The sequence below is a fragment of the Nonlabens arenilitoris genome (assembly GCF_002954765.1).
Lineage (GTDB): Bacteria > Bacteroidota > Bacteroidia > Flavobacteriales > Flavobacteriaceae > Nonlabens > Nonlabens arenilitoris.
This window is the reverse complement of record NZ_MTPW01000001.1, coordinates 712,939-739,354: the sequence shown is the minus strand read 5'-3', so window position 1 is coordinate 739,354 and position 26,416 is coordinate 712,939. Positions and strand designations below refer to the sequence as shown.

The window sequence follows — 26,416 nt, the reverse complement described above, 5'->3', positions numbered from 1 at the left end:
TTCTCAATTGAGAAGGCAGTTCTTTATAAATTAATATAGTTTTACACGCTTTCGCGAAAGCGTAAATAAAACTTTTACTTAGGGTCTAAAATTAAATCAATACGTTCTACTAAATCTTCTAAATGTATTTTAGAAAGTTGGTCTCTTGTGCGGCCTATGCTTCTTTTTGCATCTGATCTTAACTGCTTTAATTCTGCACGTACAATTGGACGTATATCACTTTGTTCAACATCTATAGAACTACCACCAAAACGACTTCTAGGCTGTTCATTATTCATAATAAATTCTAGACGCTCCACATAAGCACGTTGTAAGTTACGACGGTACCTATCAATTGTCTGACCTTTAGAAAGCTCGCTGAAAATCCCTTTTCTTAAATCTTGCATCATTTCCAAAAGCCCATAAGCACTAGTGCCATTGACTTCTTCATTTTCCATTAGACGCGCCATGCGTCCAAAGTCTAGTAAGTTGTTTAAAGTACGAACTTGTGTGCTACGTATACGTTCAATAGCACCATCAGACTCAAATTTGTTAAAAATGTTTTGGTCGATTAACCACTCTGGTGTGCTGAATAATTCTTCTTGTAAGAATTTCATAGCCCTAGTTTGTTTATCTCTAGAAGCATGCTCATATACCGCGCCTTCTTGTCCATATGCTTTATAGGTTTCTTTTACTCCACCTATATTACCTGTTACATGTCCCATATATCTATTGTACTGTCCTAATACCTGGCCATACATAGTCTCTAGGTTATCAAAATTCTCACCTTCTTTACCTGTCCATTTCCCTAAATTAGGAATGATACGTTGTAGGTTTTTAATCCCATAAGAACTTGCTCTCATTGAGTCATCACCTAAGTCTTCAGTTTGGCTAGTATGGTCAACAACGCCAAATTGTTGACGTCCAAAACGATATACTGGATCACCTGCTTTTTCTAGAATCCATTGATCTAGGATAGTTTTCTCTTCAAGAGCTGTTTTATTCAATATAGGTCGATAGCCCCATGCAATAGAGTATTTATCATAAGGTCCTATATTAGGCATTAGGGCAACGTCACCATCACCAGGCTGTGCGATATAATTAAAACGTGCATAGTCCATAATAGACGGAGCAGTACCGAATTTTTTAGTGAATTCTGGATCTCTTAAGTCTTCTACATTATAGGCTATTGAGCTTCCCATGTTGTGTGGTAAACCTAACGTATGTCCTACCTCGTGAGAGCTTACAAATCTAATGAGACGTCCCATTACAGCTTCATCGAATTCTGTAGATTGTGCATCTGGGTTGATTGCTGCTGTTTGTACAAAGAACCAGTTTCTTAACAAGGTCATTACATTATGATACCAGTTGATATCAGACTCAAGAATCTCACCACTACGTGGATCAGAGACGTGAGGACCATTTGCATTAGGAATAGGTGATGCTAAATAACGTACTACTGAGTAGCGTACATCTTCTGGACTCCAATCTGGATCTTCTTCTTTTGTAGGTGCATCTGCAGCGATAATTGCATTTTTGAATCCTGCAGCTTCAAATGCTACTTGCCAGTCCTCAATACCTTGCTTAATATATTTTCTCCATTGAACTGGTGTTGCTGGGTCTATATAATAAACGATTTGCTTTTTAGGCACTACAAGTTCACCTGCTTCAAATTTTGCGATATCTTCATCTTTAACCTCAAGTCTCCAGCGATCTAAGTAACGTACGGTTTTAGTTTCTTGGGCATCTAGGCCATAATCTTGTTGACCTCTAGCAAACCATCCTACACGCTGGTCAAAGTAACGTCTCTTCATAGGTTCTTTAGGTAAAAGAATCATAGAGTTACTCATTTCTAAAGTAATGGATCCAGTACTGCTGTTAGAAGGTGGAGAACTAGCTAGATATGTTTTTACATGTCTAGATTCTATATTTAAAGGATAAGACCTTAATGTATCTATGTAAGAACGTTTCTCATCTAATCGTGTGGCTTTATATCTTGTACGTGATCTCTTAGGGAATCCTATAGATGGAACATCTTTAGTAAAGAAGTCTGTTACATCGATTACTATGTTGTTATTAATGCTATCTTTTTTAATAGCTTGTATAGGAAAAGAGTAGAGGATCGGTTCAAAATTTGAGTTTTCTACGGCCATGCTTACAGGTAAAGAGTCTGCCGCTACGACTTGATGAGATACAACTCTTAAAAGAACATTATCATTTTTACGTTGCCATCTTAGTGTTTCTGTATTTTGCTTTCCTCCGCCGAAACCTAATCCTGCGGCAGTCTTAGCAATACGAGTTACCATTAACATCTCTCTATTAAAAAGACTGTCTGGTATTTCATAGAAGTATTTATCTTCCACTTGATGGACGGTGAATAATCCTTCATCACTTTTAGCATCTTTAGTGATTACCTTGGTGTAAGGTTGGATACCACCTTTTTTAGGTTTTTTCTTCTCAGCTCCTGCAGTTGCTGATTTTTTACTTGATTTTTGCGAACCACAACTGGTAGTTATAGTAGCTGCAAAAACGAGTAACGTCAATAGTTTTATTATACGCATTATTATAGATTTTTGGTGGTTACAAGATATTGTCTATTGGTATAATAAAATCTTAATGTAGCGTTAACACTACAATTTGATATGTCATAAAAAAACTCAGTTATCCAAAGAGATAACTGAGTTCTGAATTATTTAAAACTTTTAAAATATATAGTTCTAAATTGGCTAATTATTTTACTCGTAAACCCATATGTCGTTATCTAATAGATGACCGCCTTGTGCGCTGATTGCTGCTTCATAATTTTCACGATTGGTCTGTCTTTCAGATATTGGATATAAAAATCTACGAGGAACTACTAAACTAGGATTAACACTCGCAACGGCATCTGGACTTGCAACTAATGTTGGGAAACCAGTTCTTCTATAATCGTTCCATGCTTCAGTTGAAGAATTTCCATACATTGACTTGTATTTTTCATTAATTATAGTCTCGATTTTATCATCAGTAGTTCCTGAAAGTGCAATTGATGAAGTATATGCATCAGAGTCTGCCTGAGAAACACCTACAAATAACATATTAGCTTCTACTGCATCTTGAAGAGCGGCTAATGCATCAGCGTCAGAACCACCTGTTTTTATTATAGCTTCTGCTTCAATAAACTTTACTTCCCAGTAAGATATTAATGGAGTAGGGCTATCTGGTTGTCCCCAAAATAATCCAGTAGCGTCTGCAAAGTCAGTTCCATTAGTTGTGTAAAATGGAAGTCTAGGATCACCTGTCATCATTGTTGTTAGTGTACTTCCTATGCCTAGCGTTGCTGGACGTTGGCTCTCAAATGCATATAATGGATTTGAGTTTTGAACTGGATTTGTAAAAGTAAAAACAGGAGCTTCGCTATTATCAGTTAATGCAAGTTGAACTTCAGCCAGAGCGCTTGCTGCAGCTGTATTACCTTGTTTTTTAGTTAAGTGTAAAAAGTATCTGGCCTTAAGCGCGTGTGCTGTTTTTTCCCAGTCAGTATTTGAAGATCCGGCACCGTAAAATTCACCTACTCCAGCACTTACACCATCATTAATAGATTCTGTTAATAATGTTTGTATAGTAGTATATATGTTTTCTTGAACATCATAGGTAGGTGTGAAGTTACCTTGATCACCAGTGAAAGCATCACTATACGGTACGTCACCCCACATAGATGTAGCCATTCCTAAATTTGCTGCCATGTATAATTTTGCTAATGCAGATACATCACCATCATTATTATTCATGATTACAAAACAGTCAGACATAGCACCACCACCATAAAGACCACCATCCCAATAATCATCGGTATCGCTTTCTGTAATGTTATATTGACCGTAGGCTATTTGTTGAGCATCTAACCCTTCATAATGTTGAACTACTATGCCAGCTACTCTTGCATTAATAGCTACAAGATTCTTGTGAGATTGAGCTATCATCCCAGGATAAATTGCTCCTGCATTGACTTGTGTCTCGTTAGGATTGTTAGGGTCTATATTGTCGTCTGTAATAGTGCATGATACTGTAGATAAGAATAATAACCCTATTAATATATTTAGTTTTTTCATAATGTTGCTTTTTAGAAGTTAAGTCGTAAGTTAACACCATAACTTTTTGTGTTAGGTTGGTTGAAGTAATCTAGACCAATACCATTACTGTCTCCGGCTAAATTTGTTTCTGGATCAACACCTGGATAATCCGTACTTAACCATAAGTTCCTACCATATACTGAAATAGAAGCGTTGTCAATAAAGGTTTTGCTTAACAAGCTAGATGGAAGTGAGTAACTTAAGGTTACTTCTCTAAGTCTAACCCAAGATCCATCGTAGATATTACTTTCTGATAAACCACCAAAACCATATCTTCTCCAGAAGTTATTATTTTCAGATATTGTAGTGTCATATAATGCTACGGATTGGGTATTAGGTTGCCCTGTAGCAGCTACAGTTCCTTGAAAAACTCTACTGTCTTCTCTAGCTAGTGTACGATCTGAAGTACCAAAATAGTCAATTATCCCACATGTTCCACACCATACATCACCACCTTTTCTGATATCGATAAGAAAAGAAAGAGAAAGATCTTTATAAGTAAATGTATTACTTATACCTGCTTGCCAGTCTGGAGTAGGATCACCAACTACACCATCAGTAGCTTCTGCTAAAGGGTATCCATCTGCATCTATTAAAAAGTCTCCGTTTTCATCTCTTTGAAAACGACTTCCATAAATTGCGCCATAAGGTTGACCGGCTACAGCAGTTGATCTTGTACTAGAAAAACCAGCTAGTGTAATTTCTTCTACACCTGGAGCAAGTTCTTCGACCATATTTTCATATGTTGTCCAATTTACGTCTACATTCCATTTGAAATCCTCAGTTCTTATAGGTGTTCCGGATAATACAACCTCTACACCTTTATTTGATATTTCTGCAATGTTTTCAAATTTACTTGTAAATCCAGATCCCGACGACACACTTACAGGAATGATTACATCCTTAGAAGTTTTACTGTAGTACGCTAGATCTACTCTTAATCTATTATCTAGCATTTTTAATTCGATACCAGTTTCAAATTCTGTGAGACTCTCTGGCTTTAAATTTGGATTTCCAGCTACAACTGAGCGCTCATAAGAAACGGTATCATAGGCAGGGAATTGAGTTCCTTGAATAAATCCATCACCTCCTATAAAGCTTCCGCCAAAAACAGTTCCGGTAGCAAATAATGGAGCATCACTACCTACACTACCATATGACATTCTAAATTTACCGTAATCAAGAAATGATTCTTCATTGTCCATTAACTCGGTGAAAACAAAGCTTGTTCCTAAAGAGTAAGATTGAAAGGAATTATTATCTACAGGTAATGTTGAGGACCAGTCATTACGGAATGTTGGCGTTACATATATTAAATCTTTATAGTTAAAAGTACCTTGAACAAAAGCACCAATTAACGTTTTACCATATTCACCTGATTCAAAAGCATTAATAGAACCTGCATTGCTAATATCAAAGAAGCTTGGTATTGTTAATCCATCTCCTATTACACTTCTTCTAGAGAATCTTGTTCTGTAACCATCATAACCAGCTAGATAAGATACTCCTAGATCTTCACTTATTTGTTTAGATCCCGTTAAAATTAAATTCCAGTTAAGATCTTGGTTAGAGATGTTATCATTTAAAACACGTCCTTCTCCAAATGAAGCATCAATTAAATTAAAACCTGACTTACGTACATCAGTGTACTTATCTACAGATAACGATCCTTTTAAAGTATTTTCATCGTTAATTTTATATGATAGAGCCATCTTTCCTATAAATCTACTTACATCATCTAGGTTTTTATTTTGAGCTACTGTAAAATATGGATTATTGTAAATTCCATCTCGATAGCTACGTTGACCAGGTAATTCTTGACCTGCGATATCATAAAAATAAGATGATTGATTATCTGCCGCATCTTGACCAGTTAATCCATTACCATTATCAAAAGTTGGTGTGCTTCTTATAAGTCCAAGCATAATTCCTGAAATGTTTGAACCTCTTTGTACTCTATTACCACCAGATTCTGAATATTGTCCTGAAAGTTCTAAGTCAAACTTATCATCTAATTGAGCATTTATGTCTGCTCTAAAAGTGTTACGATCAAATTCCTCATTAGGTGATATACCTGTTTGCGTTAATCTACCTATGTTTCCTCTGAATTGTACTTTTTCAGATCCTCCACTAACTGAAAAATTGTTTTCTTGTAATACTCCAGTTTTGAAAAAGTCATAATGGTCATACGCATTTGCTGCTTGACCATTACCTGTTCCAACAGGTACAAGTCGACCATTACTATCAAATGGATAGTCAGTTGCGCCATCAAATTCAAGAGTTGAAATTGCTGGTCCCCAAGAATCACCTTCAAATGTTTCAGGACCTCTATAAGTAAGAACGCCACCTACAACACCACCTTGGGAGTATTTACGTTGTAAAGTTGGAACCTTATTATATTGTGAGAATGATGTGTTAGAAGTTATGGATACTTTCGTTTTTCCAGACCTTCCTTTTTTCGTAGTAATTAATATCACACCGTTTGCAGCACGAATCCCGTAAAGTGCTTGAGCAGATAAACCTTTTAAAACAGTAACGGTTTCAATATCTGCAGAGTTTAAATCTACTGCGCGATTAGAGAAATCAGTACCGCTTAATGGAGAATTTCCTGGATCTGATGGATCTTCACTGGTTGAAGAATTATCAATAGGTACACCATCCACAATAAATAAAGGGCCATTGTTTCCTAGTATTGATGAGTTTCCTCTAATTCGAATATTTGCAGAAGCTCCTACCGATCCAGAAGAGGCAGTTACTTGAACACCTGCAGCTTTTGCACTTAAAGCATTGACCACATTAGTTTCCTTTGATCTATCTAACTCGTCTGAAGTAACCGTTTGAACTGAATAAGTTAAAGATCTAGGTTTAGCCTTTACACCTTGTGCTACAATTACAACTTGTCCTAGTGATTCAGCATCTTCCACCAGTGTTACGTTAATAGTTGTTTCTTCAGCAACGGTGACTTCTTGATCTTTCAAACCTAAATAAGAAAATACGATGACATTTCCTGATGATGCTACTAGACTGTACTTTCCATTTATATCTGTTTGTGTTCCTGTTGTTGATCCCTTAATTAGAACACTCACACCTAATAAAGGTTCTCCAGATTCGTCTGATACCGTACCAGAAATCTGATTGCTTTGCGCAAAAGTTAACTGCGCCGCTAGTAGGAATATACCTAATAGCATTTTGTGTAGAAATAGTTTCATACTTGATTAATTTGATTTGATTAAGCAATAAACTTATAACATTTATTTAAGGTTTTTGTAACATTTCCATATTAAGTAATAAACATTTGTTAATAATAATTTGCAGTTGTCTATTTAATTAATTGATTTACAGCTAAATCAAGTTAACATATGTAAAGTTTAATTTTAAGGAAAATTAACACGTTTTTATCGTTAAAATATAAAAACAAAAAAAGCCAGCTCTTATAAGCTGGCTTTTCAAATAAATTATAAAGTGATAATTACATCATTCCACCCATGCCGCCTGGCATACCTCCTGGCATAGCGCCGCCTGCATTTTCATCTTTAATTTCTACAAGAGCACATTCAGTAGTAAGGATCATACCTGAAACTGATGCTGCATTTTCAAGAGCAACACGAGTTACTTTTTTAGGATCTATAATACCTGCTTTAAGCATATCTACATAGGTGTCATTTTTAGCATCATATCCTTGGCTTCCTTTTGATTCTAGGATCTTGGATATCACAACGCTTCCTTCACCACCTGCATTTTCTACGATTGTTCTTAGTGGAGCTTCAATAGCTCTAGCAACAATAGAAATACCTGTTTCCTCATCAGAATTGTTTGCCTTTATTTTACTCAGTACAGCTTTCGCACGTACTAAAGCAACACCACCACCAGCAACAATACCTTCTTCTACAGCTGCACGTGTAGCATGTAGGGCATCATCTACGCGATCTTTCTTTTCTTTCATTTCTACTTCACTCGCCGCACCTACATAAAGTACAGCAACACCACCAGCAAGTTTTGCTAGACGTTCCTGAAGTTTTTCCTTATCATAATCAGATGTTGTGTTTTCGATTTGAGACTTAATCTGTCCTACACGAGCCTTAATATCTGCAGCTTTTCCACTACCATTAACAACTGTTGTGTTGTCTTTGTTAATGTCTACCTTTTCAGCAGTACCTAGCATTTCAAGAGTTGTGTTTTCTAGAGTGAATCCTCTTTCTTCAGAGATTACCGTACCACCAGTTAAAATTGCAATGTCCTCTAACATGGCTTTTCTACGGTCTCCAAAACCTGGTGCTTTAACAGCTGCTATTTTAAGTGAACCTCTTAGTTTGTTAACTACTAAGGTCGCTAGCGCTTCTCCGTCTACGTCTTCAGCGATGATAAGAAGTGGTTTTCCTGTTTGAGCTACAGGCTCTAGTACAGGCATTAATTCTTTCATTGTTGAAATTTTCTTATCAAACAATAAAATGTAAGGGTTATCTAACTCAGTAGTCATTTTTTCTGAGTTGGTAACAAAGTAAGGTGAAAGATAACCACGGTCGAACTGCATACCTTCTACAACATCTACATACGTTTCAGTTCCTTTAGCTTCCTCAACAGTGATAACACCTTCTTTACCTACTTTACCAAATGCTTTTGCAATTAAATCACCTACGACATCATCATTATTTGCAGATATCGATGCCACTTGTTTAATCATCTCACTAGAGTCACCTACTTTTTTAGATTGTTTATCTAGATCAGCAGTAATAGCTTCAACAGCTTTGTCGATTCCACGTTTTAAATCCATAGGATTTGCACCGGCAGCAACATTTTTTAAGCCTTCTTTTACAATAGCTTGAGCAAGAACGGTTGCAGTTGTTGTACCATCACCGGCTAGATCGTTAGTTCTAGAGGCTACCTCTTTAACCATTTGTGCACCCATGTTCTCTAGTTCATCTGCTAGTTCAATTTCTTTTGCAACAGATACACCATCTTTAGTTACCACTGGTGCTCCAAAAGATTTGCCTATAATTACGTTACGTCCTTTAGGACCTAAGGTTACTTTAACTGCATTTGCTAGAGCATCTACACCGCGTTTGATGCCGTCTCTTGCTTCTAAATCAAATTTTATTTCTTTTGCCATTTTGTGTTGTTTTGTAAAGTACTATAAGAGCACTTTAATTTTTTAATTAGTATTCTAATTTGAAAAATGTAATGAGTTGTGAATCACGCTTTCGCGAAAGCGTATTTCATAAATTAAACGATAGCTAGAATATCATCTTCTCGCATCATCAAATACTCAGCGCCATCTAGTTTAAGCTCTGTACCACTATACTTTCCGTAAAGAACAGTGTCTCCTACTTTAACAGTCATGTCATAATCCTTTTTTCCTTTTCCTACCGCTACAACTTTTCCCTGTTGAGGTTTTTCTTTTGCAGTATCAGGAATGTAAAGACCAGATGCTGTTTTTTGTTCAGCTGCCATAGGCTCGATGAGCACTCTGTCTGATAAAGGTTGAATTTTTAATGCCATTATATTAGAATTTTAATTGATTTATTTTGATGTGCAATCTTCCATAAGTATGCCATTTAAAATAGCATGACAAAACATCATAAAAAAAAATATCCAACCGTAATGGCTGGATATTTTGTCAGTATTGAAATGTCGTTATGACTATTCTCCATCTAGCGGAGTTGCCGTATCGTCAGTAGTTGTAGGAACTGGAGCAGCTGCAGGAGTTTCAACATTATTAGTATCTATGATATCTCTATTTGCAGATGTTTTTTCTGTGATTAATACAGAACTTGCAGCTAGGATTAATACTAATAGTAATGTTGAAAGAACCCAAGTACTTTTATCTAAAAAGTCTCCAGTTTTTTTAACACCACCTAATTGTTGAGTGCCACCACCACCAAAACTTGATGAAAGTCCGCCACCTTTAGGATTTTGAACCATAATTACTACTATGAGTAAAAAGGCTACAACAACGATTAATCCTAAGAAAAGATAAAATAATGTGCTCATTTATATATTGCTTTGTAAATTCTTAATTTCACGAATTCGGTCTGCAAAGAAACCACTTTTTTCTGGATGCTGCAAAACTAATACTTGATAAGCTTGAATAGCTTTAGGATAGTTATTTTGAGCGAGATATACTTGTGCTAGAGTTTCAGTCATTAACTGGTCTGCCGGCGTTTGTAAATCTGCAATGTTTGTATTAGAAACTTTATCCTTTCTAGGTTTTATTTTAGGTTTTTCTGCAAGAAACTGATCGATGATAGCCATCTTTTCTGCTCTTTCATCATCAATTGGGTTTATAGGATCAACAATGCTATCGCTTTTTTCAATAGTTTGTTGTTGATTTCTATCGATAGGTTTTAATGTGGTTAATTTTAACCATTCTGCAAAGCTGTAGGTCTCATTTTGGTTGAATGTAAGAGGCTTATCAACGATGCTTTTTGTTGCGCTAGGTCTTTCAAATAAATCGGTATCGAGTGTGTTGTTAAAGTTAACACTACTATTGAGATCCTCTTCCTTAATTTGAACAGTTTCTGCATCTACTGATATTTCTATTAAATAGTCCTGTTGTTTTTTAATTTGCTCGCTGATTCTATTTTGAATAAATACAGGTGAAGTAATGTAGTCAAATAGAACACCGCGATCTGCAGTGTGTGTGGCTGTTATTTGTAGTTCTTTATTATATAATGGACTACTTTCATTGTGTAAACCTTTAAGGTATACACTGCGTGCTGCTTGAAACCAAGGGAATTTTTTAATGGTGTTTTCAAGTATAGGCATATCATCTACCATCATTTCATGAGGTGCGCTAAGCAGTTCATTAATACGTGAGTATTTTTCTACCATTGGGCAAGTGTGTCTGCAAATATATCTTGAGTGATTTGATCAAAAATGACTTCTAGAGCAGTGTCTAGAGCTGCGCCTTGTAATTGGGTTGTTGCTGGATAGTCATAAAAGAAGCTATATCTTTTTTCAAAACTAGCCTCATCATCTTTAGTATTTGTAAATCTTAAGTTTACCTCTATCGTAACACGGTTTTGTGATGCTGTATTGCTAGCAGTGGCTGTCATCGGTGCGATGTAAAACCTTGTGATTTCTCCTTGATATATGTAGTCTCCGTTTTTATTGACTAGATCTAAGCTGCTTTGATTTAAGATTAAATCTTGAAGTTCTAAAGTAAATGTTCTCTCAATACCAGGCTCTACATAAGCGGCTTGATTTTGAAAAAAATCTACTTGATATGTTTTGATATTATCTGGTATAGATACACCAGATAAACTATAACCAAATCCACAAGATGTGATACTAAGCAAAAGACTTAAAGCAATTATAGTTTTGAGGATTTTATAAATCATATTGCTTGATTTTACGATAAAGAGTACGCTCAGAAATTCCTAAGTCATCTGCTGCGGCCTTACGTTTACCTTTATGTCGTTCTAAAGATTTCTTGATAAGCTCAATTTCTTTATCCATTAATGATAAAGATTCTTCTTCTTGAACTTCTTGAGCAAAATCATAGCGGTCATTTTGAGCAACAGGTTCTACAAAATTAGATTGTGGTTGTGCTTCAAATGATGGAGTTTCAACTTGGGTGACTTCATAGGCCTGGTCGATAACATCTTCATAATCATCACCTTTTGCATCATCTCCATAAATACGTTTAATCAGACTTTTATTTTCTTCTTGAACATCGTTGATATCACCTTTAATCATTAACTCGTTAGTTAATTTTTTAAGATCGTTTAAATCATTCTTCATATCAAAGAGTACTTTGTAAAGAATCTCACGCTCATTAGCAAAGTCACTATCACTTTTCTTATCAGACCCTATAATTGCAGGTAGATTTTTTCCAGCGTCGGGTAGATAATTGCGTAAAACGGCCGCGTTAATATTACGTTCTTTTTCTAGAACGCTTATTTGTTCAGCAATGTTGCGCAGTTGTCTGATGTTACCACTCCATCGATAACTTTCTAATAAGGAAATTGCGCCTTCATCTAGTCTCAATGTTGGCATTTTATATTTCATTGCAAAGTCAGATGCAAACTTGCGGAAGAGTAGGTGAATATCTCCTTTTCTTTCTCTTAATGGTGGTAAGTGAATGTCAACAGTACTCAATCTATAAAAAAGATCTTCTCTGAATTTTCCTTTCTCGATAGCATCAGTCATGCGTACATTAGTCGCTGCAACGATACGGACATCAGTCTTTTGAGTAGTCGATGATCCTACCTTTAAAAATTCACCGTTTTCAAGAACACGTAATAATCGTACTTGTGTAGGTAGTGGTAATTCACCAACTTCATCTAGGAATATGGTACCCCCATCAGCTACTTCAAAGTATCCTGATCTAGTAGACGTTGCTCCAGTAAAAGCGCCTTTCTCATGTCCAAAAAGCTCTGAATCTATGGTTCCTTCAGGAATAGCACCACAGTTAACTGCTATGTATTTACCATGTTTACGGTGAGATTGAGCGTGTATGATTTTAGGTATGCTTTCTTTTCCTACACCGCTTTCTCCCGTAACTAATACAGATATGTCTGTAGGAGCAACCTGAATCGCTTTCTCTATAGCTCGATTGAAACCTGGATCATTCCCTATTAATTCAAACCGCTGTTTAATAGATTGTACACTTTCCATAATTACTCAGTATCAATAGTTAATGGGCCATTCATGTCTGAGTAGCCAACGGCTTCACCTATTAATGTTGCGCTTGTGCAATCTGTAATTTTCACATTAACAAAGTCACCTACTTTGTAGTTTTCCTTAGGGAATACGGCAACATAATTTTGAGAATTACGGCCAGCCCATTGAGTGTCTGATTTTTTTGACTCTTTTTCTATTAGACATTCTACCGTTTTTCCTATAAAATATTGAGCCCTTTCTAGTCCAGTTCTTCGCTGTACTGCTATAATTTCATTTAGTCGTCTGCTCTTAACCTCTTCGGGTACATCATCCTTCATTTTACGAGCAGCCATAGTTCCTGGACGTTCTGAGTATGCAAACATGAATCCATAATCATACTTTACATATTCCATTAAGCTCAGTGTGTCTTGGTGGTCTTGTTCTGTTTCTGTAGGGAAACCAGTAATCATGTCTTGAGAAACTGCACATTCTGGTATTATAGCGTGAACTCGATCAATTAATCTCATGTATTCTTCACGAGTATGTAAACGATTCATTTCTTTTAGAATTCGGTCACTTCCTGATTGTACGGGTAGGTGTATATAATTACAGATGTTTCTGTGTTTTGCAATAGCATGCAGTACATCATCACTTATATCTTGTGGGTTACTAGTTGCAAAACGTACCCTTAAATTAGGGTATGCCGTTGCTACTTGATTTAATAACTGTGCAAAATCAACAGCGGTGGCTTGTGCCATCGGTGTTGCTTTTGAAAAATCTTTTTTAAGTCCACCACCATACCATAGGTAAGAATCTACATTCTGTCCTAATAAAGTTACTTCTTTAAAACCCTTTGACGTTAAATCACCTATTTCTTCAAGAATACTTTGTGGGTCACGGCTGCGCTCACGACCACGTGTAAAAGGAACAACACAAAAAGTACACATATTATCACAGCCACGTGTTATTGATACAAAAGCGGTAACGCCATTACTATTTAATCTTACAGGTGCGATATCACCATAAGTTTCTTCTTTAGATAAAATAACATTTACAGCATCTCTTCCTTCGTCAATTTCGGCCACTAGATTAGGTAGGTCTTTGTAGGCATCTGGTCCTACTACCATATCTACAATCTTTTCTTCTTCTAAAAATTTAGATTTTAAACGTTCAGCCATGCAACCTAGCACACCTACTTTCATGTTAGGATTCTGTCGTTCTTTTACTCGATTATATTTTTCTAAGCGTTTACGTACGGTTTGCTCTGCTTTGTCTCTAATAGAGCATGTGTTTACTAATACTAGATCAGCTTCTTCTAATACATTAGTAGTGTTAAAACCTTCTTGTGCTAGTATAGAGGCTACAATTTCAGAATCTGAAAAATTCATCTGACAGCCATAACTTTCTATATATAATTTACGACTATTCTTGCCATTGATTTCTAGCTGTACGGTCGTTCCTTGTTTTTCTTCTTCTATGATCTTTTCCATCTACGTTACCTCATTAATAAGCGTGCAAAGATACTAATTTTACTTGTTTTGTGACATATTGTCATATAAATACGTTTTTATTTTGCTTTCGCGTAAGCGTATACATCAATATTAAGTGAGTAATTCAAATCTCATAAAATGGTATTTTTGAAGTGTTGTATGCTGTCCTTAATATATAACCTGCCTATAGTGAAGGTATTGAGATTTTAAAGAAGGCTTTAATTAATTGGAAATTAGACTTTTGCAGAATTAAAAAAAAATACGCATACCTTTGCATTCCAAAAATTCAAATCTGAATGGCAAAGAATCTTGTAATTGTAGAGTCGCCGGCAAAGGCAAAAACCATAGAAAAGTTCCTAGGTAAAGACTATAAAGTAGCATCCAGCTTTGGTCATATAGCTGATCTTCCTGCAAAGGAGTTAGGTGTTGATGTAGATGATGATTTTACTCCTAAATATATCGTTAGTTCAGATAAGAAGGATCTGGTAAAAAAGCTAAAGAAAATGGCAGCCGAATCAGAAATGGTTTGGTTAGCGAGTGATGAGGATCGAGAAGGAGAAGCTATTGCATGGCACCTTGCAGAGCAGTTAGATCTTAAAAAAGATAAGACTAAACGCATTGTCTTTAATGCCATTACAAAAAGCGCAATTCAAAAAGCAATTGAAAATCCACGTCAGATCGATTATGATCTTGTAAATGCTCAACAAGCACGTAGAATTTTAGATCGTATTGTAGGTTATGAAATATCTCCAATATTATGGAGGAAAGTAAAAGGTGGTGCCAGTGCCGGTCGTGTGCAGTCTGTAGCAGTTAGATTAATTGTAGAGCGTGAGAATGAAATAATCAATTTTAAAAGTGATAATTTTTTTAGAATCGATGCAGATTTCACAACCAAGGATGGTAGTCTTTTAAAAGCAAAATTACCTGGAAACTTAAACTCACTGAAAGAAGCCCAAAGTTTTCTTGAGTTAAATAAAGGAGCCCATTTTGAAGTTGCAGATCTAGTAAAGAAGCCTGCGTCTAAAAGTCCAGCGCCACCATTTACAACTTCAACCTTACAGCAAGAAGCTTCTCGTAAGCTGTTCTTTAATGTAAGTCGTACCATGCAATTAGCACAGCGATTATATGAGGCTGGATTAATTACTTACATGAGAACAGACTCTGTTAATTTAAGTAATGAAGCAAAAAAAGGCGCTCAAGCAGAGATTGAAAGTGCCTATGGAGCAAAATTTCATAAAGAACGTAATTATAAAGGTAAGTCTAAAGGCGCTCAAGAGGCACACGAAGCGATAAGACCAACAGATTTTGCAGTTCATAGTGCGGGACTAGATAGAGATCAAACTCGTCTTTATGAATTGATATGGAAAAGAGCTATAGCGAGTCAGATGAGTGATGCAAAGCTGGAACGTACTAATGTTTCTATAAGTGCAAACACTCATGATAAGAATTTTACAGCTAGTGGAGAGATTGTGAAATTTGAAGGTTTTCTAAAAGTTTATTTAGAAAGTACTGATGATGAAGATTTAGAACAACAAGGTTTATTGCCTGCATTATCAGTAGGTCAAGATCTTTTAAATATAAAGATTACAGCTACAGAGCGTTTTACTAGACCTCCATATAGGTTTACTGAAGCTTCTCTGGTAAAGCAATTAGAAGAGCTAGGTATAGGTAGACCATCTACATATGCTCCTACAATTACTACTATTCAAAATAGAAAATATATTGAAAAAGGTACTTCACTAGGAGAGGAACGTGCATATGTGCAGTTATCACTAACAAAAGATGTCGTAAAGGAAAAAGAACTCACAGAAAAAACAGGATCTGATAAAGGGAAATTAATACCTACAGATGTTGGTAGAGTTGTTAATGATTTTCTGGTAGAGCACTTTAGCAATGTTTTAGATTATAACTTTACTGCAAAAGTTGAAGAGTCATTTGATAATATAGCCGAAGGTAAAGAAGAGTGGACTGATATGATGAACCACTTTTATAAAGATTTTCATCCTACGGTCAAAGATGTTGCAGAAAATGCTGAGCGAGAGGTAGGTGAACGAGTATTAGGGACAGATCCTCAAACAGGTAAGCCTATTAGTGTGCGCTTAGGGCGATTCGGTGCGATGGCACAAATAGGTACGGTAGAGGATGAGGAGAAGCCTCAATTTGCAAGTTTATTACCTTCTCAATCCTTAAATACTATCACTTTAGAAGAGGTGATGGATTTATTTAAATTGCCTAGAACGGTTGGTGAATACAATGGTTTCCCGGTTGAGGTAAACCAAGGTCGATTCGGTCCGTATGTGAAATTTAACGAGAAAACCTTTGTGTCTCTTGAGGAAGGCGACGACCCAATGACACTTACTTTTGAAAGAGCTGCAGAGTTGATACAGCAAAAAGAGAAGGCTGATGCTCCTATATACATGTATGACGAACAGCCAGTTACTAAAGGTGTAGGTCGTTTTGGTCCATTTATAAAATGGGCAGGTATGTTTATATCAGTCAATAAAAAATATGATTTTGATAATCTTTCAAACAATGATATCGAACAGTTAATTAAAGATAAGATTCAGAAAGAAAAAGATAAACTTATAATTGATTGGGAAGAGGAAGGAATTAGAATTGAAAAGGCGCGATGGGGAAGGCATAACATTATAAAAGGGAAAACTAAGGTAGAGCTTGCTAAAACTATCGATCCTTTATCAATTACCTTAGAGAAAGCAATAGAGTTAATTGCGCAAAAAGCACCTAAAAAGAAAGCAGCAGCAAAGAAAAAATCTGCAGCAAAAAAGAAACCAGTAGCAAAGAAAAAAACGACTAAGAAGTAATTTTCCATGGCATTTGAGTTTCTTAAACCAGTAAGTGATGAGGTGCAAGCCCATGCTATGTTGCAACCGCAACATGCGATAGGAAATGTAATTAATATACATACTGCACATACCGGATTACCGCAGTTAAATGGTGTTCAAATGGTTCTCGTAGGCGTTTTAGAAAACAGACGAGATGAGAATGCGTTGTTGCAAATTAAAAACTTAGATCAAGCTAGGAAGCAGTTTTATGAGCTATATCCAGGAAATTGGGCATTGAATATTGTTGATATGGGCGATATTCATCCTGGCGAAACTGTTGAAGATACATATTACGTCCTTCAGCAATTAACGGCAGAGTTTTTATTAAAGAAAATTATACCTATTTATCTAGGCGGTAGTCAAGACTTAATGTATCCTATTTATAGAGCGTTTGATGAGATTAAATACATGATTAATGTAGTTAATGTCGATTGTAGATTTGATATAGGTGATATAGAAATGCCTATAAGCTCAAGAAGTTATGTAGGTAAAATGGTGGCAGATCAGCCCTATAATCTTTTTAATTACAGCAATCTAGGTTTTCAAACCTACTTCAATAGTCAGGAAGAAATAGAGTTGCTTGAACGTATGTATTTTGATGCAACTCGGTTAGGTATGTTGGATGAGGATATTAAACTTGCCGAGCCAGTTATGCGAGATGCAGACGTGGTAGGTATTGATATGGCTGTAGTTAAAGCTGGAGATACCGCTTTCGCGAAAGCGAATCCAAATGGACTTAATGGTAAACAAATATGTAGTTTATCGAGATATGCCGGTATAAGTGATCGTACACAGGTGTTCGGGATATTTGAAATTCCAAATGATGCTAGTCCAACCGGTGCGCAATTGATTGCAGAAATGATTTGGTATTTTATAGAAGGCTATAATTATAGAGCAGAAGAACATCCTATTAATGTCGAAAACGATTGCTTGAAGTATCGTGTACCTATTGAAGATGAGGTTCTAACCTTCTATAAATCTAATAAAACTGGGAGATGGTGGATAGAATTACCATTTCTTTCAAATGTTAATAATAAACTAAAACAACAAACGTTATTACCTTGTACTCGCAAAGATTATGAGCTGGCATGTGATCAAAATTTGCCAGAAAGATGGTTAAAAGCGAGAAGAAAGAATGAAGTATAGCGTATTAATGCGTAATTTGTCAAACTAAATTTATTTGGTAAAAAAAAGTTGCCAGATATATATATTTTAGATAGGTTTACGGCCTTAATTCATAAAGAAAACATAAAATACCCTTATGAAAAAGTTATTTGTCCTAGCAGCAGTGGTTGCTTTTCTAGCAAGTTGTGGTCGAGGAGATCGCGGAATGGTAGTTGGAGCTAAAGGAAAAGCATGGCATCCAGAAAAGCCCTACGGTATGACGTTAGTACCAGGTGGAGCGTTTATCATGGGTAAGAGTGATGATGATTTTGCCGCTACTAATAATGCGCCTACCAAAACAGTTACAGTTCCTTCATTTTACATGGATGAAACTGAAATTACAAATGCAGAGTATCGCCAGTTTGTATACTGGGTAAGAGATTCTATTTTCAGAACTCGTCTAGCAATTATGGCAGATGATAATGGTGCTACACCAGGTGATGATGGAATTGGAGAATTTGCTTTCTTAGATGCCGATGATAGTGCAGACTTAACTCCATGGGAACAATATTATCAAGATAACTATGCTGGCATGGGAGAAACTGGATATGAAGGTCGTAAATTGAATCACGATGTTGATTTAATTTGGGATACTGAAGATATTCCAGATGAATTTTATGCAGAGGTTTATGACTCTATGTATATTCCTTTTGAAGAGATGTACAACGGACAACGTACACTTGATGTGAAGAAACTTGTATTTACATATTCTGAAATGGATATACAAAAAGCCGCTCGTAATCCTAAGGATAAAAGAAGTAAGTATATCACTCAAACTCCTGTAGAGATCTATCCAGATACTACAGTTTGGATACGTGATTTTAATTATTCTTACAACGAGCCTATGCACAATGATTATTTCTGGCATGAAGCTTACAGTGATTATCCTGTTGTAGGTGTGAACTGGAAGCAGGCTAAAGCATTCTGCCAGTGGAGAACCTTATATCACAATGCTTTCAGAAAAGAACGTGGACGTCATAATGTAAATGCATACCGTCTACCTACTGAGGCAGAATGGGAATATGCTGCTCGTGGTGGTCTAGAAGGAGCTACTTACCCATGGGGTGGACCTTATGCTAAAAACGATAGAGGTTGTTTCTTAGCTAACTTCAAACCATTACGTGGTGATTATGCAGCAGATCAAGCTTTATATACTGTTGAAGCTCGTTCTTATGAGCCTAATGAGTATAACTTATTCAACATGTCTGGTAACGTTGCAGAATGGGTGAATTCTTCTTATGACGCAGGTTCTTATGAATTTATGTCTTCTATGAGTCCTGTTGTAAATGATGAGAACAACATGCGTAAAGGTGTTCGCGGTGGATCTTGGAAAGATATTTCTTATTTCTTACAAGTAGGAACTCGTGATTATGAGTACGCTGATTCTGCAAGGAGCTATATTGGTTTCCGTACCGTACAATCTTATATGGGAACTGACGTTACTCTTAACGCAGCTACTAACTAAAATAAAATTTAACTACTAACTTAACTAAACCCTTATTAAAATGGCACAGTCTAAAACAACAAAGAAATTATTTAACATGGCTTACGGTATCGGAGCCTCAGTAGTAATCATTGGAGCATTATTTAAAATTCTTCACTGGGAACTTGATTTAGGATTTACTAAATTAACAGGAGGAACTTTACTAGCTATTGGATTGATAACAGAAGCATTAATTTTCTTTATCTCAGCTTTTGAACCAGTAGAAGATGATCTAGATTGGTCACTCGTTTATCCTGAATTATCTGGAGGTCAAGCTGTCGCTAAAAAAGGAAAGAAAGAAGAGCCACAAGATGCGCAAGGATTGCTTTCTAAAAAATTAGATGAAATGCTTAAAGAAGCAAAGTTAGACGGAGAATTAATGTCTAGTTTAGGTAATAGCATCCGTTCTTTTGAAGGAGCTGCAAAAGGTATCGCTCCAACAGCTGAAGCAATGTCTTCAACTAAAAAATATTCTGAAGAAATGGCTCTTGCTGCAGCGCAAATGGAATCATTAAATAGTCTATATAAAGTACAGGTAGAAAGTTCTACACGTCAAGCTCAAGCTAATGAGGCGATTGCTGAAAATGCAACAAAGCTTCAAGAGCAAATGGCTGGTCTTACTAACAACTTGTCTTCTCTAAACGGCGTTTATGGAAACATGTTAGGTGCAATGAAAGGATAATTAGCAATAATTATTATAAAACAATTAATAACAGCTAATTAGAATATTATGGCAGGAGGAAAACAGTCCCCAAGGCAGAAGATGATTAACCTGATGTACCTTGTATTTATTGCGATGCTTGCATTAAACATGAGTAAAGAGGTTCTTCAAGCTTTTGGTCTTATAGAGGAGAATTTAAGTTCAAGTAATACTGCACTAGCTGCAGTAAATTCAAATTCATTATTGGATTTGAATCAGAAGGCAAAAGAAAAGCCAGCACAGTACCAGGCTGCTGCTGATCGAGCTCAACAAGTTTCTAAGTTAAGTAATGATTATAATGCCTATTTAGAAGGTATTAAAGAAATGCTTACTTCAACTATTGAACCTGGATCAGAGAAAGATTATCAAGTTCAAGATAAAACGGATATTCTTGATAACGCTTTTTTCCAAGGAGATAAACTTAGTGAAGCTGGAGAAGAGTTTAAATCTAAGATGACTAGTTATAAGGCAGATATGATTGCTGCATTAGGCGAAGGTTATGACGATGTAAAAGCAGAATTGAATAAAAAATTCAGCACTGGTGATGTAAAGGATCGTGAAAACATCGATCGTGAGTACATGGAATATAATTATAAAGGTTATCCATTGATCGCTTCTAAAACAAAATTGACATTGTTACAAAACGAGATTCGAAATATCGAATCTGATGTAATGGGTCAATTAGTTCAAGGTGAACTTATCAAGATTGCTTCAATGAATAATTATAAGTCTATTGTAAATCTTGACAAAACAGCTTTCTTTAATGGTGAAACTGTTACGGGTACTGTTGTTCTAGGTCGTTATGATGATACAACTGTTCCTAATAAAGTTGTTATTAATGGTCAAGAAATACCTCAAGCAGACATCGTTAATGGCCAAATTCCATTAAAATTAGGATCAGGTAGTGTAGGTGAGAAGAAGATTACTGGTTATATGGAATTTGTTGAAAACGATTCTATTATTAAGATCGATATCAATTCTGAGTATGCAGTTATCCCAAAACCTAACTCAGCAACTATATCTGCAGACAAGATGAATGTTGTTTATCGTGGTGTTGAAAACCCTATGACAGTTACTTTTGCAGGTGTTCCTAGTAACAAGGTAAATGCATCAGCACCTGGTTTAACAAGAAGTGGTAATGGTTATATCATGAAGCCTACTTCAGGTAAAGAAGTAAAGATTACGGTTACTGGTGAATTGCCTAGTGGTGAAAGAGTTTCTGATTCTGGTGTTTTCCGTATCAAGGATCTTCCTAGACCTATCGGTACTATTAGTAGAGAATACATTGATGTTAAGAAGAACAGATCTAACCTTGCAGTTTCTACTGTGGGAGCGACATTTGGTGATGATTTTGATTTTGAATTAACACCACGTGTAACAGAGTTTTTATTTAAAGTTCCTGGAGCGCCTTCTGTAAAGGTTTCTGGAACTAAATTAAATAGTGCTGCCCAAGGTAACTTGAGAAAAGCACGTAAAGGAGATATCGTACAGTTTGCTGGTATTAAGGCAACTGTTCCAGGAGTAAAGCTTAAAACAGTTACTCCAGTAGCGGTAGAGTTATTAGATTAATTATTGAAAAAAGAGATATGAATAAGTTATTTGTTTTTGTATTGGGATTAATGTTGACTTCGTCAGCTTTTGCTCAAAACAATATACTTAATGCAAAGGACCCTAATGAGATAGGTAAGAAAACTGCCTCTCAAACGGAGAACGATAACGATACACCGTTACCTTATGGTTTCATTGGTGATCGTGACGTGCTTTGGTCAAGAACTACTTGGGAAAAGATAGATCTTGATGAAAGAGTAAACTTTCCATTGTATTATCCTATTGATACTAATTATGTAGGTAAGGAGCGTCGTGCATTATTTCACGTGATAGCTGCTGCTGCAAGAAATGGTGAAATAGACCTTTATTCAGACTCTTATTTTAATGAAAAAAGAGAATTTGCAGATATTGAAACTTCTCTCTCTAGAGTAGATACTTCAGACTATGGTATTGAGCAGTTTAATGCAGAAGGTCGTGTTGATGCTGAGTATATTACTAAAACCTCTATAGGTGCAGATAATGTGTCTGCTTACAATGTAAGAGGATTATGGTACTTAGATACTCGTCAAGGCGAAATGAGATATCGTATTTTAGGTATAGCTCCGGTTACGCCAGATGTTAACTTCATGGATGATCCAAAAGGAATCGAATTGTTCTGGATTTACTATCCAGATGTAAGAGAGTTGTTGCACAATGCAAAAGCTTTTAATACATTAAACTCTGCTAAACCTATATCATTTGATCACATTTTGAATTCAAGAAGATTTAGTGGTGTTATCTATAAAATGGATAACGTGCATGGTGATCGAAAGATTGAAGCATATATAGCTGATAATTCTATGATGCAACTTTTAGAGTCAGAACGTTTAAAAGATATCATCAGAAATAAAGAAATTGATATGTGGAACTATTAAGTTCTGAATCACTTTATATTGAAAACGCCTTGCTTTGCAAGGCGTTTTTTTTATTCAATAGTTTTATTTACGTAGTACCTTTGGGTTATGAAAGATGTTATAATAGTAGGTAGTGGTATTGCAGCTTGTACACTGGCATGGCAATTACATCAACAAGGTAAAACGATTGTTATGATCACTGATCGTAAAAAGGGAAGCAGTTCTGTTGCTGCAGGTCTATACAATCCCATGGTTTTAAAGCGATTTACAGCGGTGTGGAAGGCTGCAGACCAACTTAATGAGCTCAATAGTCTGTTTGATTACATTTTAAAATGTACAGCTGTTGACTTGCGTAAGCCTATTACAGTAGCGCGTAGATTTCACGACGATAAAGAATCTCAAACTTGGGTAAAAAAGTCTAAACGTGATGATCTAAAGGATTTTATGAATCCGCAAATCCATCAATTAGATGTTCAAGGTATAGATGCCTTATCAGGCTATGGATTTGTAAATGGTACCGGTTGGGTTGATACCTTAGAGTTTATGTCTGTCACACTATTGTATTTTACAAATATGAAATCTGTGATATTGCAAGAGTTTGATTATAGTAGTTTAATAAGTGACGTTAATTTCGTCACGTATAAAGAGATAAAGGCATCTCACATCATTTTTGCCGAAGGTTATCGTATTCTTGATAATCCTTATTTTAAGTATTTGCCTATTCAAGGTAATAAGGGAGAAGTTCTATTAATAAAAGTTCCTAGTCTTGAATTAAAACATATTGTTAAATCATCGGTGTTCCTGATGCCATATAAAGATGACTTGTTTTGGGTGGGCGCTACCTATGATAGAGATGATCTTGAAGATGTACCGTCTGCAGCTGGTAAAGATTTTTTAACGACTCGATTAGAAAGATTCTTGAAGTTACCCTATGAGGTAGTTGAGCACAAACATGGTATAAGACCTACGACTATTGATAGACGTCCATTTGTTGGGCAGCATTCACAGCATAAAAATGTCTGGGTATTTAATGGAATGGGCAGTAGAGCAGTACTTATAGCGCCATGGGCATCGTCACAACTCATACAGCGCATCTTTAAAGGTCAGTCCATTCATGAAGAAATGGATATAAAAAGATTTACTTAAAATAAGACCCTAGTTTTTCTTAGCTTTTTCCTTATCGTAGTCCATGAAAATATTAATCCATATGTTTCTGGAGACGCGTATTACAATAGGTAAGCTCAAAACTGAAATAGATGTAATCACTAGAAAAATATTCCATCTTGATAGATTTAGCAAGAAATAACAAATAACAAATGCCGCCATTGCAATCGCAATACCGACACCATAACTTACATACATAGACCCATAAAAAAAGCTAGGTTCAATCTTATATTTTGTACCGCAGTGGGAACATCTTTCATTCATTTCTTGCGTCTTACTCGGATTATACAAATTTGAACTCGTGTACATCGATTCATTTTGACATACTGGACAAGTTCCCGTGATAATACTGTATAATTTTGTGCCTTTTAGCATAAGAAAGCTTTAGTGTTTACGCGCAGTTACGCATCTTTGCAAAGATACAAAAACCACTATGCTCAATATTCACGATTTACATGTTAGTTTTGGCGGCGAGCCATTATTTGAAGAGATAACCTTTAGGCTTAATGGTGGTAATCGCGTTGGGCTAATAGGAAAAAATGGAGCTGGTAAATCCACCTTGTTAAAAGTAATCGCTGGTGATTTAGAATATGATCAAGGACAACTGGCTATGGAAAAAGGAACCAGTATCGGTTTCTTACGTCAGGATATAGATTTTGAAAAAGGTCGTACAGTACTAGAGGAAGCATATACCGCTTTCGCGAAAGCGAGAGAAATAGAAGCCGAGTTGGATCAAATAAACATTCAACTTGCTGAAAGAACAGATTATGAATCTGAGTCCTATTCAAAGCTTATTGAGGACATGAGTACATTAACTCATGAATATGAAATTATAGGTGGATATCAATATAAAGGTGAAACTGAAAAGATCTTAAAAGGATTAGCTTTTAAACCAGAACAATTCGGAATGCTTACCGATGAGTTGTCTGGTGGATGGCGCATGCGTATAGAGCTGGCAAAGTTATTATTAGAAAATCACGATATACTACTGCTTGATGAGCCTACTAACCACTTAGATATCGATTCTATTCTATGGTTAGAACAATTCTTGCAAACTTATCCAGGTGCTGTAGTAATTGTAAGTCACGATAAAATGTTTCTAGATAATGTGACTAACCGTACCATTGAAATCAGTCTAGGACGCATCTATGATTATCCTAAGCCTTACACGCAATTTCTAGCGTTGAGAGCAGAGATGCGAGAGCAGCAAGAGGCAACTTTTAAGAACCAACAAAAAGAAATTGAACGTACTGAAAAATTAATTCAAAAATTTAAAGCCAAAGCAAGTAAAGCCACAATGGCTCAATCTCTTGTTAAAAAATTGAACCGCATGGATGTGGTAGAGATTGAACAAACTGATAATGCTGCTATGAATATCAATTTTTCAAAATCTGTACAGCCAGGTAAAGTGGTTCTAGAAATTGATAAGGTTAGTAAATCTTATGGTGATAAAAAAGTTCTTAGCGAGGTAGATTTAATGATAGAACGTGGCGCTCGCGTCGCTTTTGTAGGTCAAAATGGGATGGGAAAATCTACCCTTGCAAAAATAATCGTAGGTGAGATAAAAGATGCTCAAGGAACGGTTAACCTAGGTCATAATGTGCAGTTGGGATATTTTGCCCAGAATCAAGCAGAGTATTTAGATGGTGAGAAAACCGTGCTGGATATTATGATTGACGCTGCAGATGATGGAAATCGTGTAAAAGTAAGAGACATGTTAGGTTCTTTCTTGTTCCGTGGTGATGAGGCAGAGAAAAAAGTAAAAGTATTAAGTGGTGGAGAACGCAATAGATTAGCGCTTTGTAAATTACTATTACAGCCGTTTAACGTCCTTATTATGGATGAGCCTACTAACCACTTAGATATTCAGTCCAAGAATGTTTTAAAAGCAGCTTTAGTTAAATTTGACGGGACACTTATTGTGGTGTCGCACGATAGAGAATTTTTACAAGGACTTACAGATGTTGTTTATGAATTCCGTGATCATAAACTAAACTTACACTTAGGGGACATAGATTATTACCTAGAACAGCGTAAGGCTCAAGACATGCGTGAGATTGAAAAAGTTACAGAGGTACCTGTGGATGCGCTTTCGCGAAAGCAGGATACCGAAAAAAAACAGCTCTCCTATGAGGATCAGAAAAAGCAAAAATCTTTAAATAATCGCCTTTCAAAAGCAGAAGCCGAAATCAATAATCTGGAACGCGGGATTAAAAAATTAGATCAAGAACTCGCTGCAAATTATGATGAACTAGCAGCGCAACCAGGTTTTTTTGATGCTTATCAGGCTAAGAAAAAAGCACTAGAAGATTGGATGTTGAAGTGGGAAGATATTTCTGAGAAGCTCGATAATTTCTAAATACCTTTAAGGAAATTTTAACCTCTTGAGGTTATACCTTGAGTAGTTTTACAAGTCTAAGTAGCAACTAAAACTATTTC

Annotated in this window: 19 protein-coding genes; 8 read left to right on the top strand and 11 right to left on the bottom strand. The window is 36.0% G+C overall.

Annotation, left to right across the window (positions count from 1 at the left end):
- Positions 1-74: 74 nt before the first annotated feature.
- From BST92_RS03215 to miaB, 10 genes are all read right to left on the bottom strand, one after another.
- Entirely contained in the window at positions 75-2,540 is a 2,466-nt protein-coding gene (locus BST92_RS03215) for a zinc-dependent metalloprotease (RefSeq protein WP_105070159.1), read from the bottom strand.
- A gap of 174 nt (positions 2,541-2,714) precedes the next feature.
- Positions 2,715-4,070 (bottom strand): SusD/RagB family nutrient-binding outer membrane lipoprotein, encoded by a 1,356-nt coding sequence (locus BST92_RS03210; protein ID WP_105070158.1) that lies wholly within the window; start codon positions 4,068-4,070, stop codon positions 2,715-2,717.
- An 11-nt stretch (positions 4,071-4,081) separates the two neighbouring features.
- Positions 4,082-7,300, bottom strand: coding sequence for a SusC/RagA family TonB-linked outer membrane protein (locus BST92_RS03205; RefSeq protein WP_105070157.1), 3,219 nt, complete (start codon positions 7,298-7,300; stop codon positions 4,082-4,084).
- A 260-nt stretch (positions 7,301-7,560) separates the two neighbouring features.
- Positions 7,561-9,198: a chaperonin GroEL gene (gene groL / locus BST92_RS03200; protein WP_105070156.1), complete on the bottom strand. Its 1,638-nt coding sequence runs from the start codon at positions 9,196-9,198 to the stop codon at positions 7,561-7,563.
- Between the two features lie 113 nt (positions 9,199-9,311).
- Positions 9,312-9,587 carry a co-chaperone GroES gene (locus BST92_RS03195; RefSeq protein ID WP_036579909.1) on the bottom strand — a complete coding sequence of 92 codons (276 nt, stop codon included), beginning with the start codon at positions 9,585-9,587 and terminating at the stop codon, positions 9,312-9,314.
- A gap of 141 nt (positions 9,588-9,728) precedes the next feature.
- Positions 9,729-10,079, bottom strand: a complete 351-nt coding sequence (gene secG, locus BST92_RS03190; protein WP_105070155.1) for a preprotein translocase subunit SecG — start codon at positions 10,077-10,079, stop codon at positions 9,729-9,731.
- Positions 10,080-10,919: a hypothetical protein gene (locus BST92_RS03185; protein WP_105070154.1), complete on the bottom strand. Its 840-nt coding sequence runs from the start codon at positions 10,917-10,919 to the stop codon at positions 10,080-10,082.
- A complete protein-coding gene (gene lptE, locus BST92_RS03180) occupies positions 10,913-11,428 on the bottom strand; it encodes an LPS assembly lipoprotein LptE (RefSeq protein ID WP_105070153.1) in 516 nt (171 codons plus the stop codon). The genes BST92_RS03185 and lptE overlap by 7 nt, the downstream gene beginning before the upstream one ends.
- Positions 11,418-12,707: a sigma 54-interacting transcriptional regulator gene (locus tag BST92_RS03175; protein WP_105070152.1), complete on the bottom strand. Its 1,290-nt coding sequence runs from the start codon at positions 12,705-12,707 to the stop codon at positions 11,418-11,420. Before BST92_RS03175 ends, lptE begins: the two co-directional genes overlap by 11 nt.
- A 2-nt stretch (positions 12,708-12,709) precedes the next feature.
- Positions 12,710-14,182, bottom strand: a complete 1,473-nt coding sequence (miaB, locus tag BST92_RS03170) for a tRNA (N6-isopentenyl adenosine(37)-C2)-methylthiotransferase MiaB (RefSeq protein ID WP_105070151.1) — start codon at positions 14,180-14,182, stop codon at positions 12,710-12,712.
- 296 nt (positions 14,183-14,478) lie between these two features.
- On the opposite strand from miaB, the gene topA reads away from it, so the two are divergent.
- The 7 genes from topA to BST92_RS03135 all read left to right on the top strand — a co-directional run bounded on the left by topA (position 14,479) and on the right by BST92_RS03135 (position 23,959).
- On the top strand, positions 14,479-17,004 hold the full coding sequence (gene topA, locus BST92_RS03165) for a type I DNA topoisomerase (protein WP_105070150.1): 2,526 nt from the start codon (positions 14,479-14,481) through the stop codon (positions 17,002-17,004).
- Between the two features lie 6 nt (positions 17,005-17,010).
- On the top strand, positions 17,011-18,171 hold the full coding sequence (locus BST92_RS03160; protein WP_105070149.1) for a formimidoylglutamase: 1,161 nt from the start codon (positions 17,011-17,013) through the stop codon (positions 18,169-18,171).
- 115 nt (positions 18,172-18,286) lie between these two features.
- Positions 18,287-19,654, top strand: a complete 1,368-nt coding sequence (gene porK, locus BST92_RS03155) for a T9SS ring complex lipoprotein PorK/GldK (protein WP_105070148.1) — start codon at positions 18,287-18,289, stop codon at positions 19,652-19,654.
- A 40-nt stretch (positions 19,655-19,694) separates the two neighbouring features.
- Positions 19,695-20,354 (top strand): type IX secretion system motor protein PorL/GldL, encoded by a 660-nt coding sequence (porL, locus tag BST92_RS03150; RefSeq protein ID WP_105070147.1) that lies wholly within the window; start codon positions 19,695-19,697, stop codon positions 20,352-20,354.
- Between the two features lie 48 nt (positions 20,355-20,402).
- Positions 20,403-21,941, top strand: a complete 1,539-nt coding sequence (gene porM / locus BST92_RS03145) for a type IX secretion system motor protein PorM/GldM (protein WP_105070146.1) — start codon at positions 20,403-20,405, stop codon at positions 21,939-21,941.
- A gap of 17 nt (positions 21,942-21,958) precedes the next feature.
- Positions 21,959-22,834: a type IX secretion system ring subunit PorN/GldN gene (porN, locus tag BST92_RS03140; RefSeq protein ID WP_105070145.1), complete on the top strand. Its 876-nt coding sequence runs from the start codon at positions 21,959-21,961 to the stop codon at positions 22,832-22,834.
- An 87-nt stretch (positions 22,835-22,921) separates the two neighbouring features.
- Positions 22,922-23,959 (top strand): NAD(P)/FAD-dependent oxidoreductase, encoded by a 1,038-nt coding sequence (locus BST92_RS03135; protein ID WP_105070144.1) that lies wholly within the window; start codon positions 22,922-22,924, stop codon positions 23,957-23,959.
- 9 nt (positions 23,960-23,968) lie between these two features.
- On the opposite strand, the gene BST92_RS03130 is transcribed toward BST92_RS03135, so the two are convergent.
- Positions 23,969-24,241, bottom strand: a complete 273-nt coding sequence (locus BST92_RS03130) for a DUF983 domain-containing protein (RefSeq protein ID WP_342747885.1) — start codon at positions 24,239-24,241, stop codon at positions 23,969-23,971.
- 169 nt (positions 24,242-24,410) lie between these two features.
- Between BST92_RS03130 and BST92_RS03125 the strand changes: the two genes are divergently transcribed.
- Positions 24,411-26,336 (top strand): ABC-F family ATP-binding cassette domain-containing protein, encoded by a 1,926-nt coding sequence (locus BST92_RS03125; RefSeq protein ID WP_105070143.1) that lies wholly within the window; start codon positions 24,411-24,413, stop codon positions 26,334-26,336.
- The last annotated feature ends 80 nt before the right edge of the window (positions 26,337-26,416 follow it).